At 63.5% G+C, this 17089-nt stretch carries 16 protein-coding genes; 9 read left to right on the top strand and 7 right to left on the bottom strand.

The window, feature by feature from the left end; all coding sequences use genetic code 11:
* Window positions 1–35: 35 nt before the first annotated feature.
* The 4 genes from CSC74_RS16255 to CSC74_RS16240 form a co-directional block, all read right to left on the bottom strand.
* Complete coding sequence (locus CSC74_RS16255; RefSeq protein ID WP_162315553.1) at window positions 36–1169, bottom strand: glycosyltransferase family 4 protein; 1134 nt, start codon at window positions 1167–1169, stop codon at window positions 36–38.
* 49 nt (window positions 1170–1218) lie between these two features.
* Window positions 1219–3129, bottom strand: a complete 1911-nt coding sequence (locus CSC74_RS16250; RefSeq protein ID WP_162315552.1) for an ArnT family glycosyltransferase — start codon at window positions 3127–3129, stop codon at window positions 1219–1221.
* Window positions 3130–3321: 192 nt separating this feature from the next.
* Entirely contained in the window at window positions 3322–3729 is a 408-nt protein-coding gene (locus tag CSC74_RS16245; RefSeq protein ID WP_162315551.1) for a pilin, read from the bottom strand.
* Window positions 3730–3867: 138 nt separating this feature from the next.
* A complete protein-coding gene (locus CSC74_RS16240) occupies window positions 3868–4287 on the bottom strand; it encodes a pilin (RefSeq protein ID WP_162315550.1) in 420 nt (139 codons plus the stop codon).
* Between the two features lie 478 nt (window positions 4288–4765).
* Here CSC74_RS16240 and CSC74_RS16235 point away from each other — a divergent pair, with 478 nt between their 5' ends.
* From CSC74_RS16235 to CSC74_RS16220, 4 genes are read left to right on the top strand one after another with little or no spacing between them, the layout of a single operon-like run.
* The gene (locus CSC74_RS16235; protein ID WP_162315549.1) at window positions 4766–5146 is read left to right on the top strand and encodes a DMT family transporter; all 381 of its coding nucleotides are present in this window, start codon (window positions 4766–4768) and stop codon (window positions 5144–5146) included.
* Window positions 5147–5154: 8 nt separating this feature from the next.
* Window positions 5155–6000: a glycosyltransferase family 2 protein gene (locus CSC74_RS16230; RefSeq protein WP_162315548.1), complete on the top strand. Its 846-nt coding sequence runs from the start codon at window positions 5155–5157 to the stop codon at window positions 5998–6000.
* Window positions 5997–7052, top strand: coding sequence for a glycosyltransferase family 2 protein (locus tag CSC74_RS16225; RefSeq protein WP_425501476.1), 1056 nt, complete (start codon window positions 5997–5999; stop codon window positions 7050–7052). Before CSC74_RS16230 ends, CSC74_RS16225 begins: the two co-directional genes overlap by 4 nt.
* Complete coding sequence (locus tag CSC74_RS16220) at window positions 7049–7744, top strand: class I SAM-dependent methyltransferase (protein WP_162315547.1); 696 nt, start codon at window positions 7049–7051, stop codon at window positions 7742–7744. Before CSC74_RS16225 ends, CSC74_RS16220 begins: the two co-directional genes overlap by 4 nt.
* Window positions 7745–7838: 94 nt before the next feature.
* Here CSC74_RS16220 and CSC74_RS16215 read toward each other — a convergent pair whose 3' ends face one another.
* The gene (locus tag CSC74_RS16215) at window positions 7839–9233 is read right to left on the bottom strand and encodes a sigma-54-dependent transcriptional regulator (protein ID WP_162315546.1); all 1395 of its coding nucleotides are present in this window, start codon (window positions 9231–9233) and stop codon (window positions 7839–7841) included.
* Between the two features lie 150 nt (window positions 9234–9383).
* Entirely contained in the window at window positions 9384–11000 is a 1617-nt protein-coding gene (locus CSC74_RS16210) for a sensor histidine kinase (protein WP_162315545.1), read from the bottom strand.
* 482 nt (window positions 11001–11482) lie between these two features.
* Here CSC74_RS16210 and sucC point away from each other — a divergent pair, with 482 nt between their 5' ends.
* The 5 genes from sucC to CSC74_RS16185 all read left to right on the top strand — a co-directional run bounded on the left by sucC (window position 11483) and on the right by CSC74_RS16185 (window position 16091).
* Window positions 11483–12646 carry an ADP-forming succinate--CoA ligase subunit beta gene (sucC, locus tag CSC74_RS16205; RefSeq protein ID WP_162315544.1) on the top strand — a complete coding sequence of 388 codons (1164 nt, stop codon included), beginning with the start codon at window positions 11483–11485 and terminating at the stop codon, window positions 12644–12646.
* 104 nt (window positions 12647–12750) lie between these two features.
* Complete coding sequence (sucD, locus tag CSC74_RS16200; protein WP_162315543.1) at window positions 12751–13626, top strand: succinate--CoA ligase subunit alpha; 876 nt, start codon at window positions 12751–12753, stop codon at window positions 13624–13626.
* Between the two features lie 225 nt (window positions 13627–13851).
* Window positions 13852–14136 carry a ribbon-helix-helix protein, CopG family gene (locus CSC74_RS16195; protein ID WP_162315542.1) on the top strand — a complete coding sequence of 95 codons (285 nt, stop codon included), beginning with the start codon at window positions 13852–13854 and terminating at the stop codon, window positions 14134–14136.
* Window positions 14137–14139: 3 nt separating this feature from the next.
* Window positions 14140–14442, top strand: coding sequence for a type II toxin-antitoxin system RelE/ParE family toxin (locus CSC74_RS16190; RefSeq protein WP_162315541.1), 303 nt, complete (start codon window positions 14140–14142; stop codon window positions 14440–14442).
* 11 nt (window positions 14443–14453) lie between these two features.
* Window positions 14454–16091, top strand: coding sequence for an NAD+ synthase (locus CSC74_RS16185; RefSeq protein ID WP_162315540.1), 1638 nt, complete (start codon window positions 14454–14456; stop codon window positions 16089–16091).
* Between the two features lie 127 nt (window positions 16092–16218).
* Here CSC74_RS16185 and CSC74_RS16180 read toward each other — a convergent pair whose 3' ends face one another.
* On the bottom strand, window positions 16219–17052 hold the full coding sequence (locus tag CSC74_RS16180; protein ID WP_162315609.1) for an outer membrane protein assembly factor BamD: 834 nt from the start codon (window positions 17050–17052) through the stop codon (window positions 16219–16221).
* Window positions 17053–17089: the final 37 nt, after the last annotated feature.

The raw sequence follows: 17089 nt of genomic DNA, 5'->3' as shown, positions 1-17089 counted from the left end.
CCGGAACCATCCAATGCCAGACCGTCATACCGTTGCTATTTTTCAATCAGACGTTCGTATATAGCGGTGTAGCGTGCGGCGCAATCGTCCCAAGTGCCGATCTCTGTTTTTGCCCAATCCCGAGCGTGCTGACCGATCTCGGCATTCGTTGATCTCTCATCCAGCACTGCTAGTGCCTCGCCCAGTTCGGTGGCATTGCTGCATAGCAGACCAGTGTGGCGGTGGCTCAGCAAATCTTCGTGCGCGGGTAGGCGCGAGGCAATGATGGGCAGTCCCGCAGCCATGGCTTCCAGTATCACTTGGGGCCTGCCTTCGGCATGTTGACTCATCGTAACTAGCCCACACGCCTGCGGAAACCAGTCGCGATACAGCGATTCAGGCGTTGTGGCGCCGTGATAGTGAACCCAGTCCGGCAGCGCCAGTTCCTGCTGCATCGGGCCGAAGAGATGAAGTTCGCGCAGGCCATCAGAGAAGTACGGCTGCCCCCATTGGAACAGCGTGCCGATCTTGCCCCGCGTAAGCCTGGAAACACACAGCCACTTGGGCTTGCCTTCGGATATCTCGGCGCGCTGAATTGCAAACCAGCTGGAATCAATGCCGAAAGGGACTGACTGGATCTCGGCGATATCGCCGAATCGCTGACGCAGTTCCGGCAACATCCATTCTGCGTTGGGGCAGATGGCGACGCGGCGGCCGCGAAGCGCGCGCCGCAGCAATTTCGTCATGCCCGGGAGCTTTAGCAGCTGCATGTCGGTGCCCAATACGGTTGCCAGCACAGGCACGCCGTTGCCTGGAAGCGTCAACGCATTCTGCAGCCAGTTGATGTGATACAGCCCGACTGCCGATTCGCGACGGTAGAGGTCGCGCAACATGGATAGCAATCGCAGCGGTGATGTAAGTGCGCGTACGCCGCGATTCCGGATCAAGTGGGCTATGCCTCCCGCCAGCATCAATGAGGCCAGCCAGCGTTCCTCGTCGGGCGTTGCAACATAAGTGGTGTTGGCGGGGATTTCGCCTGGTGGAGCCCAAAGGTGGAGAGTCAGGTCATCGCGCCGCGCCAGTGCATGGACCATGTGTCTAATGAACAGCCCGCGCCAATCAGAAAGGTCGGTGGGGTAAGAAGTGCTTGCAAGGAGGACGGTCAGTTTCCCAGCTGCGTTCTCGTTCATTTCGAGGGGCCTGGCGAACGGATAGGCGCGAGCATGGGCGTAAAGAAGATTAATGCGAAACAGGTACGGCGGGAGACGAAGTGGCGGATTCCTCCGAATGCTGCGCGCCTTGGACCGCGTTCATTAAGCCGAGTGACACTGCACGTCGGTGCACCGCAGCGGCCTGACGGGCGTGGCCATCAGCAGTAAGGTTGGCGAAGATGCGGGCGGCGTACTCGGAATCGGAGGGGTTACTTTCGATCGCAGCGACGAACATTCGATCGGCCAAGCCTTCGTCGTGTAGGTAGGTCAGGGCGTAATCGCCGTATCGTGCATAGAATTGGGGGGACGGGGCACGCACTAGCAGCGCAGCATAGGCCTGGGACAGGCGGTGGTCATCCATCTCGATGCCGGCATAGCGCTGTTTCATCAGACCCGTGACTGCGGCAACCTCCTGGGGGCTTGCAGGGCGGGTACGGATTTTCTTGACTAATCCATCCCACCATTCGGCCCTCACCGGTTGTCCCGTAGTGGCGGCCATCAAGATCAGACCTTGTTCGGGCAGTGGGGAGGAATTCGGCAAACGCGAGCCACGTTCGAATTCCTGTGCGGCCATGCTGAAAAAAGGCGAGTTTGGATTGCTGTTCGACATCACCAAGTACACCGTCCCGAGATCCATACTGGCTCGGGTTGACGCCTGGTTTTTGGCTACCAGATCCATAGCCAGGTGCAGCGCAGAGCCGAACGTGGCAGTGCGCAGAATGGCGAGAAAACCAAAGGCTAGAACGATTGCGCCGACTGCCACGTATTTTATTGCTGGTCCGTCGCGCACGGGTATGCGCCGTACCAGATCGCCTACAGTCAGCAGGATGCCAAGCAGGGCGAAGTAGTTGCGATGTTCGAATACCAGTTCGACGTTGAAAACATTGCTCGTAAGCAGGTGCGCCGCAAAGAACAGGAAGATGCCCAGGGCTACCAGTGGCATACGCTGCCGAAATTTCCAGGCAGTGAAGATCAACACCAACAGGAATATTGCGCCCGCCAGTGTCGTGGCCGGATCGAGCCAGCCGGAAGATTTTTGAAAAGTGTCATAGTAGAAAGGCATGCTGTCCGGAAGCGGCAGCAGTATCTGCCCAAGGTACATCGGCAGCACACGGAACTGGCTGAGCACCCGCTCGTAAGCGGTGAAGTCGCGAATGGCGTAGCTGTCATCAGCGGAATATTGGGGGATAACCCAGATAACGAACAGCGCAAAGGCGATGGCCAGCCCTGTTGCGTATGCGATCTTCAAAAAGCGCCTGACACGGGGAGTTTGGGCATGGAAGCCAAGTACGGTGAGCTCGAGAGACAAGGTATAGAAGGGGAACAGAACAGCAGTTTCTTTGCCCAGAGTTCCGGTGGCGCCAAGCAGGGCAGACAACGCTAGCCACGGCCAGCCCTTGGTGCCCTTGCGCTGATTCAATCGCCCACGTAGATAGGCGAGCAGGGCGAGCAATACAAAAGTCAGGGAGAGCATTTCCATCCGTTGGACCACATACAGAACGGTGGAAACTTGTAGCGGATGAATGGCCCACAGCAGCGCGACCGTGAAGGCGACGGGCGTGCGCCAGCGGCCAGCATCAGTTCCTATGCGTGGCAATGCCAACAGGCATTGCAGCAACCAGAACACCAGCAATGCGTTGGCCAGGTGCACCAGCAGGTTGGCGACTTTGTAACCCCAAGGGTCGGTGCCGCCGATTGCATGGTTCACGGCAAAGGTAACAGTGGCAAGCGGACGCCCGAAGTCTCCCGGCTGGTAGGCACTAGCTGCTGTCTTGATGGTTTTCCAGTCCAGTGTCGCGGCATGGACACGGTCGTTGCTGACGATGTTCGAGAAATCGTCAAGCAAGAATCTGCCGCTGAGGCCGGGCCAGTACACGCCTGCCGTCAACACCAATAGAGTCAGGGACAACAGCAAGGTGTTTCGGCGCGACAAGGGCATGAACAAATTCCGATCAGCGAGACATGGGGCAAGCGCCGGATAGTAGAACAGAATTGGTGTGCCTGATGGCAGTCCGCGAGGCATGAGCAGCTTGCGTCTCGCGTGGTTGTTCGCCCCGTCTACCCATGCAATTCAATCTTCAACGCCAATACCGAGGACGAACGGGTGAATCGCACGCATGGTCGCCAGTTGTCAGCTGCAACCTTCGGGCTTGTACTTGATATCGATTGCGGCATCGACTTTGCAGGACCAACGGCCGCTGCTATTGCGATTGAGTTCGATGGTCTTGCCCGCGATGCGCGGATTACCCCTGAGTCGGCAGCGCAGAAAACCGGCACTGTCCGACGGATCCATGGTGATGTCGCAACGGGGCGTTGGAGTGTGCAGGCCGAGGTCGGTGATATCGAAGGTGGTGGCGCTGTTGGCGATGATCTGCGATTCGAACGTGGATTTTCCACCAGTGATATCAGCCAGACCAGCCGTCAGCTGGCTGCGAATGGCATAGTCCTGATAGGCCGGCATCGCGATCGCGGCCAGAATGGAGATGATCGCGACGACGATCATCAATTCGATCAAGGTAAAGCCATCTTGCTGGCGCACGGTCCGCTCCCCTGCAGACGTTGTGACTCTAAACAAAATGCACAAATCGTGCCACTTTATTTATCGTTGGCACTGGCAGCTGCGATGCAGGCAAAAAAAACCCGGCCGGAGCCGGGTTTTTTTCAAACACTATTTGTATTACGGTGCTTTGCAACCGCCCGGCAGGTACTTGGCATCAACGTCGGAGGTGCAGTTCCATGCGCCCGTGGGGGTGCGGGTCAACGTCACTACCTTGTCGATGACCTTCGGGTTGCCCTTCAGGGTGCATTCGATCGTCTGGCCGCCATCGTCAATAAAAGCGCCTGCGACTGCAATGGCGCAGCGCGGCGTGGAGGCCTGCAGGCCCATCGCCTCTTCGTCGGCGGCGCTGGTGAGGCCGCGGTTGATGCCTTCCTCGAATGCGGTGACGCCGCCACGGATATCGGCCAGGCCGGCGGTGACCTGCGAGCGAGCCACGTAGTCCTGGTAAGCCGGCAGAGCGATGGCGGCCAGGATGGCGATGATGGCGACGACGATCATCAGTTCGATGAGCGTGAAGCCCTGCATGTTCTTCTTCATTAGGTAAATCCCCTTTTGGCTTGGTAGATATGGGACACAAGCCCCGTGTCCCATATTGGTATGGACCGTGGGCGCCGTGGATAACGCCCCACGTGCTCGAGGATGATTGCAGGAAGCATGCCAAGAAGTCCATTTTCCTGAACCGGATACGGGAAGCGGGTCACTGATTCCCTTTGCGTGCGGAAAACCCCGCGAAAAGGCATGAATAAAGTGACCCATTGCGTCATAAGCTGACAATAAGCGGCGATTTCCAGGCTGGATAACAGGCCAAGTTTGAGCTGTATCACGTTATTTGGGGCGAAGCGCGACGGGTTCGCAGAGCAACCGCGACCCCGGTCTCGCGCAAAACCGTGGTGGCGCCCCTTGGGCGCGATGTCTTTCGGTCCGATCGCGCAAGGGCATCGCGGGCAAGGTCCGCCCAGCGAGGCCGCTAGAATGGCCGCCATCGTGGCCGCCACCGGCGACCACCGGAGAACGCATGATTCGCGAAATACTGATGATCCTGTTCGTGACCTGCTCGACCCTGGGCAGCCAACTGCTGATCAAGCATGCCGTGGCCCAGTTGGCCCTGCGCACCCCGCCGCTGACCGGCATGCCGTGGCTGGTCGCCGCCATCCTCTCCCCGACCGTGATCACCGCCATCGCCGTACAGGGCATCGGCTTCGTCGTCTGGGTGGTGGTGGTGAGCCGGGTCAAGCTGGGCGTGGCTTTCGCAATTTCCGGCGCCTTCTTCTACCTGCTGATGGCCCTCGCCACCTGGCTGCTCTATGGCGAACGCCTGACTCCCTGGCAATGGGCCGGCATCGCCCTGATTTCCGCCGGTGTGCTCATGGTGTCGCTGCTGGGCCAGGCCAGTTGAGGACCGCCGTGGCCGACGATTCCACCGCTGCATCCGTCACCGGAGCCACGCACTGCTTCGTGGTGCCCGCGTATGGCGATTCCCCGCATCTGCGCGCCTGCCTGGATTCGCTGCGCGCACAGACCAGGCGTTCGCCGATCGTCGTGTGCAGCTCGACCCCGCATGCCGGGTTGCAGGCGCTGGCCGAGGAATACGGTGCCCGCCTGGTCCTGCATTCGCCGAATGCCGGGATCGGCCACGACTGGAATGCCGCGCTGGAGCAGGTCCCACTGGGGGCGGGCACTGAATGGGTGACCCTGGCCCACCAGGACGATGTCTACCTGCCGGAATTCGCGCAACGGACCCTGGCGGCGATCGCGCGCCAGCCACAGGCGGTGATGGTGATGACCGGTTACGGCGAACTGATCGGCAGCGGCGCGAGCGACGACCGGCCGCGCCTGCTCAGCCCGATGTTGCTGGTCAAGCGGGTGCTGCTGGAACTGGGTTTCCTGGGGCGCGGCGCCATCGCCAACCCGGCCGCCAAGCGGCGGCTGTTGCGCTTCGGTTGCCCCGTTCCCTGTCCCGCAGTGACCCTGCGCACGCGCACCGGCCTGCGTTTCCGCGAGGACCTGAAGGTCAACCTGGACTGGGAGGCCTGGCTGCGGCTGGCCGCGCAGACGGGCGCGTTCGCCTATGTGCGCCAGATCTTGATGCTGCACCGGATCCACGCCGGCAGCGAGACCAGCGACGGGATCCGCGGCGGAGTGCGCGCGCGCGAAGACCTGATGATGTTCCGGGCGCAGTGGCCGGCGCCGATTGCCCGCATGCTGGCGCGTGCCTACGCTACGTCCTATGCAACCGGAGATGAGGCATGAAACACGCTGGCGATCCGATGCTGCGGGCGAATCCGGTGGCCGCACGCAGGCTTGCGGAGCCCGCTGTCGAAGAGCGTATGCAAGCCGCGGCCATGCGCGTGGCGGTGGTGATTCCCAGTTTCCGCGTCAGGCAGCACATCCTGGAAGTCATCGATGGCATCCCGGCCGCGGTCGAGCGTATCTACGTGGTCGACGACGCTTGCCCGGAACAATCCGGCGACTGGGTCGAGGCGAACTGCCGCGATACCCGGGCCGTGGTACTGCGCAATGCCGTAAACCTGGGCGTGGGCGGAGCGGTGATGGCCGGTTATGCGCGGGCGGTGGAAGACGGCATGGATGTGATCGTGAAGATGGACGGCGACGGACAGATGGACGCGGCGGCCCTGCCGCAGCTGATCGGGCCGATCCTGCGCGGCGAAGCCGACTACACCAAGGGCAACCGTTTTTACGACCTGGACCAGATCGGGCGCATGCCGGTGGCGCGCATCCTGGGCAACGCCGTGCTGTCGTTCATGACCAAGATCTCCTCCGGCTACTGGGATCTGTTCGACCCCACCAACGGCTATACCGCGATCCACGCGCGCGTGGCGCAGCGGTTGCCGCTGGAAAAGGTCAGCCAGCGCTATTTCTTCGAGACCGACATGCTGTTCCGGCTCAACATCATCCGCGCGGTGGTCGCCGACGTGCCGATGGAAGCGCGCTACGGCAGCGAGACCAGCAACCTGCGCATTTCCCGGGTGTTGTTCGACTTCTCGTTCAAGCATGTGCGCAACACCGGCAAGCGGCTGTTCTACAACTACTTCCTGCGCGACTTGTCGCTGGCCTCGATCGAACTGCTGCTGGGCCTGCTGTTCCTGGTCGTGGGCACGGCGATGGGGGTGGCGTTCTGGGCGCAATCTTCCGCGACGGGGGTAACCACATCGGCAGGCAGCGTGATGCTGGTCGCTTTGCAGGTGATCGTGGGCATCCAGTTGCTGCTGGGGTTCCTGGCCTACGACATCGCTGCGGTGCCACGACGCACTTTGCACCGACTGCTATCCCGTAATGGATGATCGCTGCCCGACAAACCGCACGCAGCCGAAATAACCATCAAGGAAAACCAATGAAAATCGGTCCCGCCGTAAGAAGGCTTCTGCCTGCAGGCGCAGAAAGAAAGGCATCGCGCCTGTATCGGTCCGTCTTCGTCGATCTGGGGAAGGTCGCGGCCGTGCTTTCCCGCGCGCTGCCCAAGGATGCGTTCGTTCTGGACATAGGGGGTGGCGATGGCGATCTGCTGAATCTGGTGCTGGAGGCGCGCCCCGATGTGCGCATTGCCATGGTCGATATCGCGGTGAGCGTGGGCAAGTTCCTGGAACCGCGGTACAGCGAAAGAGTCGAGCTGCATCCAGGCGTGGCCATCGAAGACCATGTCCTCACGTTCGCAGGCCGGTACGATGCCGCCGTGATCAGCGACGTGATGCATCACATCCCTGCGCAATACCGGAGCGGATTCCTGCTGAATGTCGTCAAGGCCCTGCGTCCCGGAGGTCCGATACTGATCAAGGACGTGGAGCCTGGACACCCTATTGCTGCACTGGGTCTCTTTTGCGACAGATATGTAAGTGGCGACAAGAACGTCGCGTTGATCTCCGAGGAACAATTGCGCGAAATGTCCGGCGTATCGTTGCCGCGGCATACGGCCAGCGAGATCGGCCTGCTGGAAATGGATCGTCCGAACTACCTGGTCCAGCTCCAGTTCGAATGATCGCCCCCAACGTCCCCGGTAGGAGCGGGCCTTGCCCGCGATGCTCTTGCGCGATCTGATCGAAAGGCATCGCGCCCAAGGGGCGCTCCTACGGTTATTCCATGCCCAGTTTTTTCAGCTTGTAGCGCAGGGCGCGGAAGGTGATGCCGAGCTGGGCGGCGGCCTTGGTCTTGTTCCAGCGGTTGTCTTCCAGCGCCTTCTGGATCGCGGCGCGTTCCAGGTTCTCGATGTAGGAAGGCAGTGCGCCACCACCCGGGTCGATGTCCATCGGCGCGTCGCTGCCGGGTGAGGGGCCGGGCGCGGTGTCCATGGAGTAGCGCCTGCCGTCGGCGGCGGGCAGGTGCAGGTCGGGCGTGTCGATGCGGTCGCCGTCGGCCATGGCCAGGGCGCGTTCCAGCACGTTTTCCAGCTCGCGCACGTTGCCCTGGAACGGATGCCGGGCCAGCGCTTCCAGCGCTGCGGGAGTGAGTTGCGGCACGCTGCGGCCGTGGTTGGCGGCCAGCCGGGCCAGGATCGAGGTGGTCAGCTGGGGCAGGTCGCCGGTGCGTTCGCGAAGTGGCGGCACGCGCAGCTCGATCACGTTGATGCGGTAGTAGAGGTCGTGGCGGAAACGGCCGTCGTTGGCCAGTTCGCCCAGATCCTTGTGCGTGGCCGAGAGGATGCGCACGTCGACCGGGACTTCGTTCGAGGCGCCGACCGCCCGCACCGATTTTTCCTGGATCGCGCGCAGCAGCTTGACCTGCATCGGCAGCGGCAGCTCGGCCACTTCATCGAGGAACAGCGTGCCGCCGTTGGCCGCCTGGAACAGGCCGGGTTTGTCGGCATGGGCGCCGGTGAAGCTGCCTTTCTTGTGGCCGAAGAATTCGCTTTCCATCAGCTCGGCGGGGATGGCGCCGCAGTTGACCGGCACGAACGGACCGGCCGCGCGCGCGCCCTGCTCGTGGATGGTGCGGGCGACCAGTTCCTTGCCGACGCCGGATTCGCCCAGGATGTAGACCGGGGCCTGGCTGCGGGCGACCTTGGCGATGGTTTCGCGCAGGACCTCCATCGGCGCGGAATTGCCGAGCAGGCGGCTGGCCTGTTCCGGCGGCGGCGCGGGTGCGGGCGCGCGCTCGCTGTTGTTGAGTTCCAGCGCATGCTTGACCAGGCCGCGCAGCACCGCGATATCGACCGGCTTGCTGACGAAATCGAAGGCGCCGGCCTTCAGCGCCTCGACCGCCAGCTCGACGTTGCCGAAGGCGGTGATCATGGCGACCGGGGTGTTGGGGTACTTGCTGGAAATATCGCCGACCAGCTGGATGCCGTTGCCATCGGGCAGGTTCATGTCGGTGAAGCAGAGGTCGTAAGTGTTGCGGGCCAGCAGTTCACGGGCCTCGCCAAGGTTGGCGGCGGTGTCGATGCGCAGACCCATGCGGCCCAGGGTCAGCGTCAGCAATTCACGGATGTCGCGTTCGTCGTCGACGATCAGGGCACTGCGGTTTTCGCTCATTCTTTTCCCTCGTGCTTTATCGCCGCGTGTTCCCCTGTATCCGAAGTGTAGCGGTTTGCGCGCACTTGTAGGAGCGCCCATGGGCGCGAGCTCTTCTCGACGGTTCGTGGAAAATCAAAAGCTCGCGCCCATGGGCGCTCCTACAAGTGTTCAGGCGGGGAGCAGGGTGTGCGGGCCGGGTAGGGTCATGCGGAAACAGCTGCCGCCGCCGGGGACGGCCACGTATTCCAGGCTGGCCTGGTTGGCACGGCACAGCTCGCGGGCGATGTACAGGCCCAGGCCGGTGCCGTGTTCGGAGGTGGTGTAGAACGGGCGGAACAGCTGCGCGGCCACTCCCTCGGGGATGCCGGGGCCGCGATCCAGCACATCGATCATCGGCCGGTTCTCGACCTGGAACACGCGTATCCGTACCCGCGCCGATTCGCCCGGCAGGCGCCCGTAGTTCAGCGCGTTCTGGACCAGCACGGTGATGATCTGCTGCAGGTGGCGCAGATCGACCAGCGCCAGCACCGCCTTGGATCCGATGACCGTCTCCAGGCTGTCGGTCTCGATCGACATCGACTGCTGGTACTCGTCGACGAAGCGGCGCACGTAGGTGTTGAGGTCCACGTGTTCGGGGCTGGCGCGCTCGCGCCGGGCCAGGCCGAGCACGCTTTCGACGATGCCGTTGGTGCGCTGGCACTGCTGGTGGATGATCTGCAGCAGGCGGCGGTCGCCGTCGATGATGCTTTTCGATTCCTCCAGCAACTGCACCGCGTAGTTGATCGCCGCCAGCGGGTTGCGGATCTCGTGGGCCAGGCTGGCCGAGAACCGGCCCAGCGCGGTCAGGGTCAGCGATTCGGCGCGCCGCGAGACCACGCTGGAATCGTCCAGGAACACCAGCGACAGCTCGCTGCCGGCCAACAGGCGGGCGAAGCGCGGCTGTACTTCCGGCTGGTCCGGGGAAAGCTGCAGCGGGGTCTCGTCGTTCTGCCAGCCGTTGCGCCACTGGTCCAGGCGCCGGGCCAGTTCCGGCGCGATCTGCGGCAGGTGCACGCCGCGGGAATCGTTCTCGCCGTCGCTGCCATCGCCGAGCAGCAGCGAGGCGGCCTCGTTGGCCAGCTTGATCCGGTTTTCGGCATCCACCACCAGTACCCCGGTGCGCATGCGGCGGATGATCAGTTCGTTGACCTCGAACAGGTTGGCCACTTCCACCCCGCGCCGGTCGGCCAGGGCCTGGCTGGAGCGGGCGCGCTGGCCGGCCTGGCTGGCCAGGTAGCCGACGGCCAGGTAGCTGACCGCGAACATGATCACTTCGGCCAGTGGGCGGTCGGTCGGCGTCTTGCCGAGCATGTTGTAAGCGTATTCCGCCGCCATCGCCAGCGAGGCGAAGATCGCGATGCCGATACCCAGCCGGGGAGGCAGCAGCAGGCCGGCGGCGGCGACATTGAACAGCAGCAGCATGGCGATGCCGGCGGTGGCGTCGGGCAGGCAATGGGTAGCCAGCGAGGCAACCAGGACATCGACGCATGCACCGACCAGCACCAGCGGCACCAGCCAGCGCTCCCGGCGCGCCAGCACCAGCATGGCCACGGCGAACATCAGGTAGAACATAGTGATCGCGCTGCCCAGTACCGGTGCGCGGATATCGCCCAGCATCCCGGACAGGGGGCTGAACAGCAGCCCGGCCAGGATCCCGGCCTCCAGCGTCCGGTACAGGGCGAAGAAGTAAAGCTCCCGCGCGGGAGCCGATTCCAGATTCGCGATGATCGAGGGACGCTGCGTCAAACCGTGGCACCCGGACGGAGAGGCCCACAGTATAGGGAGAGTGGGGGTCGGTAATGCGCGTCCTTGCCACCGGAAAGATCGTCATCCCGTAGGAGCGCCCCTTGGGCGCGATGCCTTTCGGCCAGGGTGCGGAAGAGCACAAGAGCATCGCGGGCAAGGCCCGCTCCTACGGGAATGCTGGGTGTAGGAGCGCCCCTTGGGCGCGATGCTTTTCGGCCAAGGCATGGAAGTGCGCAAGAGCATCGCGGGCAAGGCCCGCTCCTACGGGAATGCTGGTTGTAGGAGCGCCCCTTGGGCGCGATGCTTTTCGGCCAGGGCACGGAAGAGCGCAAGAGCATCGCGGGCAAGGCCCGCTCCTACGGGGAAGATCGTCGGTTTTGCACTGCAGCACGCGCTGGGAGACAATAGGCGGCCCATCCGTGCCCTCCGGCCCCGCGCCGGACCGCCGCGCGATGCGTTCTGTTCCTCAATCACGGTGACGCATGAACTTCCACGAATACCAGGCGAAGCAGTTGTTTGCCGAATACGGCATTGCAGTGCCGGCCGGGCGCATCGCGCGCACGCCGGATGAAGCGGTCGAAGCCGCGAAGGCCATTCCCGGCGATCTGTGGGTGGTCAAGGCCCAGATCCATGCGGGCGGCCGCGGCAAGGCCGGCGGGGTCAAGCTGGCGAAGACCCTGGATGAAGTGAAGCAGTACGCCACGGCGATGCTCGGCACCAAGATGGCGACCTACCAGTCCGCCGGCGTGGCCCTGCCGATCGACACCGTGCTGATTTCCGAAGGCACCGATATCGCCAAGGAACTGTATCTGTCCGTGCTGGTGGACCGTTCCACCCAGGCCATCACCTTCATCACCTCCAGCGAGGGTGGGGTGGAGATCGAGAAGGTCGCGGCGGAGACGCCGGAGCTGATCCACCAGCTGGACGTGAATTACGTGCAGGGCCTGCAGCCCTACCAATGCCGCGAAATCGGCTTCAAGCTCGGCTTGAACGCCAAGCAGGTCAACCAGCTGAGCAAGATCATGCTGGGCCTGTACAAGCTGTTCAACGAGAAGGACCTGGCCCTGGTCGAACTGAACCCGCTGGCGATCCTTACCAACGGCGACCTGGCCGTGCTCGACGGCAAGGTCAATTCCGACGACAACGCCAGCTTCCGCCATGCGGACCTGGTCGCCATGCGCGACACCGCGCAGGAAGATCCGACCGAGGTGCTGGCCAGCGAGCACGACCTCAACTACGTGACCATGGACGGCAACATCGGCTGCATGGTCAACGGCGCCGGCCTGGCCATGGCCACGATGGACGTGATCTCGCTCAATGGCGGTTCGCCGGCGAATTTCCTCGACGTCGGCGGCGGCGCCACCAAGGAGCGCGTGACCACCGCGTTCAAGCTGATCCTGTCCAGCGACAAGGTCAAGGCGATCTTCGTCAACATCTTCGGCGGCATCGTCCGCTGCGACATGATCGCCGAAGGCATCATCGCCGCGGTCAAGGACGTGGGCGTCAAGGTGCCGGTGATCGTGCGCCTGGAAGGCACCAACGTGGAAGCCGGCAAGCAGTTGCTGCGCGACTCCGGCCTGGCCATCACCGCCGCCGACGACATCAACGACGGCGCCAAGAAGGCCGTTGCCGCAGTCGCCGCCTGATCAACCACACCTGTAGGAGCGGGCCTTGCCCGCGATGCTCTTCGCGACGTCATCGAAGAGCATCGCGCCCAAGGGGCGCTCCTACGAGAGCCAAGGATTTCAACATGAGCGTTTTGGTCAACAAGAACACCAAGGTCATCGTGCAGGGCTTCACCGGCCAGCAGGGCACCTTCCACGCCACCCAGATGGTCGAGTACGGCACCAAGGTGGTCGGCGGCGTGACCCCCGGCAAGGGCGGCACCACCCACATCGAACTGCCGGTGTTCAACACCGTGCGTGAAGCGGTCGAAGCCACCGGCGCCGACGCCTCGGTGATCTACGTGCCGCCGCCGTTCGCGGCCGATGCGATCCTCGAAGCCGCCGACGCGGGCATCACCGTGATCGTCTGCATCACCGAAGGCATCCCGGTGCTGGACATGCTGCGGGTCAAGAACACCCTGAAGGGCTATCCGGGCGTGACCCTGATCGGCCCCAACTGCCCCGGCATCATCACCCCGGGCGAGTGCAAGATCGGGATCATGCCGGGCCACATCCACCTGCCGGGCAAGGTCGGCATCGTCTCGCGTTCGGGCACGCTGACCTATGAAGCGGTCAAGCAGACCACCGACGTGGGCCTGGGCCAGAGCACCTGCATCGGCATCGGCGGCGACCCGATCAACGGCCTGAACTTCGTCGACTGCCTGAAGCTGTTCAACGAGGACCCGCAGACCGAAGGCATCATCATGGTCGGCGAGATCGGCGGCAGTGCCGAGGAAGAGGGCGCCGAGTACATCGCCAAGCATGTGAAGAAGCCGGTGGTCGGCTTCATCGCCGGTGCTTCGGCCCCGGCCGGCAAGCGCATGGGCCATGCCGGCGCGATCGCTTCCGGCGGCAAGGGCACGGCCGAAGGCAAGTTCGCGGCGATGGAAGCGGCGGGCGTGGTCACGGTGCGTTCGCCGGGCGACCTGGGCGCGGCGATCGCGAAGCTGGTGAAGAAGTAATCGTTCTGCCAATGCTTCACAAACAAAGGCCGCCTTGTGCGGCCTTTGTTTGGTTCAGCCCCTAGGAGCGCCCTTTGGGCGCGATGCCTTTTTCGGCCCGGATGTCCCCGATCCTCGACGAAGAGCATCGCGCCCAAGGGGCGCTCCTACGGCGACGGGTCCGTTCGGCGGCAATGTAGCACTTTTGTGCTACATTGCCGCCGTCGTAGAAACCGGAGACTGCCTATGTCCACGACCACGATCCGTTTGCCGGAAGAGCTCAAGGCGCGTGTCGCGCAGGCGGCCAGGAACACTGGTGCCAGCACACACAGCTTCATCCTTGAGGCGATCATCGAAAAGACCGAATCCGAAGAACGCCGTAGTGATTTCCACGCTGAAGCGCAGAGGCGATGGGAAGAATTCCAGCGAACCGGCAAGACGGTGCCGCTGGTGGAAATGCAAAAATACGCATTAAGTCTGGCGCGTGGAGAAAACCCGCCGCGTCCGGTCGCCAGAAAGTTTGAGCGTTGAGCGGTGGCCCGGGTCGAGCTTGGCGATCGGATCTCTGTCGATCTCCAGCGGATCGTAGCGCATCTGGTCGAGCATGATGCGTCGGCTGCCGAAGACAGGGTGGCAGGCATTTTCCGCGCACTTGACGTGCTGGAAGAAAACCCTTTGATAGGGCGTCTTTCCAGTGATGAGTGGCGCGAACTGGTCATCGGCCGTGACGCACACGGCTACCTGGCGCTGTATATCTACAAGCCACTGGACGATACCGTTTACGTCCTGGCGATCCGCTCGCAACGCGAGGCGGGATACGCCGCCGACTTACCCTGATTGGATCCGAGATGACCAGTACTCTTCGCATCGCCCTGGCCCAGTTCGACTTCCCGGTCGGCGCGGTCGCCCAGAACGCCGAACGCATCATCGCGATGATCGCCGAGGCGCGCGACGAACACGGCGCGGACCTGGTGCTGTTCCCGGAGCTGGCGATCAGCGGCTATCCGCCCGAGGATCTGCTGCTGCGGCCGCGTTTCCTGGCCGATTGCGAGGCCGCGCTGCAGCGGATCGCGGCGACCACGCAGGGCATCGTCGCGGTGGTCGGCTGGCCGCAGTCGGCCGGCAGCGTGGTCTACAACGCGGCCAGCGTGCTGCGCGATGGGGTAGTGGAAACGACCTATCGCAAGCGCGAGCTGCCCAACTACGCGGTGTTCGACGAGCGCCGCTATTTCGATGTCGACCCCGATGGCGGCGCCTGCGTGTTCGAGGTCGATGGCGTGACGGTCGGACTGGTGATCTGCGAGGACCTTTGGTTCGCCGAACCGCTGGCGGAAACGGCAGAAGCGGGCGCGCAGTTGGTGCTGGTGCCGAATGCTTCGCCGTTCGAGCGCGACAAGCACGCGCAACGCGATGCATTGCTGGCGCAACGTGTAAACGAGACTGGCGTGGCCCTGGCCTACCTCAACGTGGTCGGCGGGCAGGACGCGCTGGTCTTCGACGGCGCCTCGGTAGTGGCCGACGGCGACGGTATCGTGCATCCGGCCGCCGCGGCGTTCACCGACCAGTGGCTGGTGGTGGATTTCGACGCGGAGACGCGCAAGTTCGTCCCGGTGCAGTGGATGGACGACGGCGACGAGAGCCGCGATGCGCTGGCCTGGCGCGCGATCGTGCGCGGCACCCGCGACTATTGCCTGAAGAACGGTTTCTCGAGGCTGTGGCTGGGGTTGTCCGGCGGCATCGATTCGGCGCTGGTGCTGGCGATCGCAGTGGATGCGCTGGGCGCGGACAACGTCACCGCGGTGCGCCTGCCTTCGCGCTATACCGCCGATCTTTCCAACGACCTGGCCGCCGAGCAATGCGCAGCCATGGGGGTGAAACTGGAAACCATCCCGATCGAGGCGCCGTTCGAGGGTTTCGTGCGGGCGTTGGCGCCGGTGTTCGCCGGTCACCAGGCCGACACCACCGAAGAGAACCTGCAGTCGCGCAGCCGCGGCGTGATCATGATGGCGCTGTCCAACAAGCTCGGCGGACTGTTGCTGACCACCGGCAACAAGAGCGAATACGCGGTCGGCTACGCCACCATCTACGGCGACATGTGCGGTGGCTATGCGCCGATCAAGGACCTGTACAAGACCGAGGTGTTCGCCCTGGCGCGCTGGCGCAACACGGTCGGCGGCGCGCCGGTGATCCCGCCGGCGGTGATCGCGCGTCCGCCTTCGGCCGAACTGCGCGAGAACCAGACCGACCAGGATTCATTGCCGCCCTACGACGTGCTCGACGCGATCCTGCTGCGCTACGTGGACCAGGAACAGTCGCGCGACGAGATCGTGGCGGCGGGGTTCGACGCCGAGGTCGTGGACCGGATGCTGCGCCTGGTACGGATCAGCGAATGGAAGCGGCATCAGGCAGCGCCCGGGCCGAAGGTCAGCCGGCGGGCGTTCGGGCGCGAGCGGCGCTATCCGATCAGCAACAAATATTCCGGATGACCGGCGATCCGTAGGAGCGGGCCTTGCCCGCGATGCTCTTCGTCGGGATCGTGGATGCAGGCCGAAGAGCATCGCGGGCAAGGCCCGCTCCTACGAGGCAAAAAAAGGGGCCTTGCGGCCCCTTTCTTCAATGCTTCTTCTTCATGTCCACCGCGGATTTCTCCCCGGCGAACGGATTGAGCTTGCGGATGGACGAAGGATAATCCGGCCAGTCGCCGCTCAGCCACGGATGCGTGGGTTCGTTCTGCTGCAGCACCCGGCGCGCGTCCGCGGCCAGGGTTTCGTTGCCCAGGTGGGTATAGGCCTCGCCCAACACGGCGACCGCGTCGTTCTGGTATTCGCTCTGCGGATACGTCTCGAGCAGGTACTTGGCGCGCGTAGCCGCCGATACCCATGCGTCGCGGCGCAGGTAATACAGCGCCGAATCCATTTCGTGGCGGGCGAACAGGTTGCGCAAGGCGATCATGCGCTGGCGGGCATCGACGCTGTAGCGGCTGTTGGGGTAGCGCTCGGTCAGCAGGTTGAAGTCGCTGTAGGCCTGGACCGGAGTGGCCAGGTCGCGGCGGCTGGGGTCGAGCTTCCACACCTTCTGCAGGAAGATGGTGTCGCGGCCCGAGTTGGCCAGGCCACGCAGGTAGTACATGTAAGGCACGTTGCGCTGGGTCGGATAGGTGCGCAGGAAACGGTCGATGGTGGAGACCGCGTCGTCGGTCTTGCCGGCCTTGTACTGGGCATAGGCCGTTTCCATCAGCGCCTGCTCGGTGTACGGGCCGTAAGGGTACTGGGCGATGAGCTTGCGGAAGTTGAGCTCGGCCTTGGCCCAGTTGCTGTCGGTCATGGACTTGTGCGCGATCTGGTAGATCTCCTCGACCGGTTTGCCTTCCATCGAATCCTTGTCTTTCTTGAACATCTTGCCGCAGCCGGTGGCGGCGAAAACGATCGCCAGCGCAAGGCAGGCCATGCGGATCAGGCGAAGGCGGCTGGGGGTGGGGCGGGCG

This window comes from Pseudoxanthomonas yeongjuensis (assembly GCF_010093345.1).
GTDB classification, from domain to species: domain Bacteria; phylum Pseudomonadota; class Gammaproteobacteria; order Xanthomonadales; family Xanthomonadaceae; genus Pseudoxanthomonas_A; species Pseudoxanthomonas_A yeongjuensis.
This window is presented reverse-complemented; position numbering and strand designations above follow the sequence as displayed.

What these genes read in the sequence shown, in the direction of transcription:
- CSC74_RS16255 (WP_162315553.1), bottom strand. Translation starts at nt 1,169, where the DNA reads ATGAACGAGAACGCAGCTGGGAAACTGACCGTCCTCCTTGCAAGCACT.
- CSC74_RS16250 (WP_162315552.1), bottom strand. Translation starts at nt 3,129, where the DNA reads ATGCCCTTGTCGCGCCGAAACACCTTGCTGTTGTCCCTGACTCTATTG.
- CSC74_RS16240 (WP_162315550.1), bottom strand. Translation starts at nt 4,287, where the DNA reads ATGAAGAAGAACATGCAGGGCTTCACGCTCATCGAACTGATGATCGTC.
- CSC74_RS16235 (WP_162315549.1), top strand. Translation starts at nt 4,766, where the DNA reads ATGATTCGCGAAATACTGATGATCCTGTTCGTGACCTGCTCGACCCTG.
- CSC74_RS16225 (WP_425501476.1), top strand. Translation starts at nt 5,997, where the DNA reads ATGAAACACGCTGGCGATCCGATGCTGCGGGCGAATCCGGTGGCCGCA.
- CSC74_RS16220 (WP_162315547.1), top strand. Translation starts at nt 7,049, where the DNA reads ATGATCGCTGCCCGACAAACCGCACGCAGCCGAAATAACCATCAAGGA.
- CSC74_RS16215 (WP_162315546.1), bottom strand. Translation starts at nt 9,233, where the DNA reads ATGAGCGAAAACCGCAGTGCCCTGATCGTCGACGACGAACGCGACATC.
- sucC (WP_162315544.1), top strand. Translation starts at nt 11,483, where the DNA reads ATGAACTTCCACGAATACCAGGCGAAGCAGTTGTTTGCCGAATACGGC.
- sucD (WP_162315543.1), top strand. Translation starts at nt 12,751, where the DNA reads ATGAGCGTTTTGGTCAACAAGAACACCAAGGTCATCGTGCAGGGCTTC.
- CSC74_RS16195 (WP_162315542.1), top strand. Translation starts at nt 13,852, where the DNA reads ATGTCCACGACCACGATCCGTTTGCCGGAAGAGCTCAAGGCGCGTGTC.
- CSC74_RS16185 (WP_162315540.1), top strand. Translation starts at nt 14,454, where the DNA reads ATGACCAGTACTCTTCGCATCGCCCTGGCCCAGTTCGACTTCCCGGTC.
- CSC74_RS16180 (WP_162315609.1), bottom strand. Translation starts at nt 17,052, where the DNA reads ATGGCCTGCCTTGCGCTGGCGATCGTTTTCGCCGCCACCGGCTGCGGC.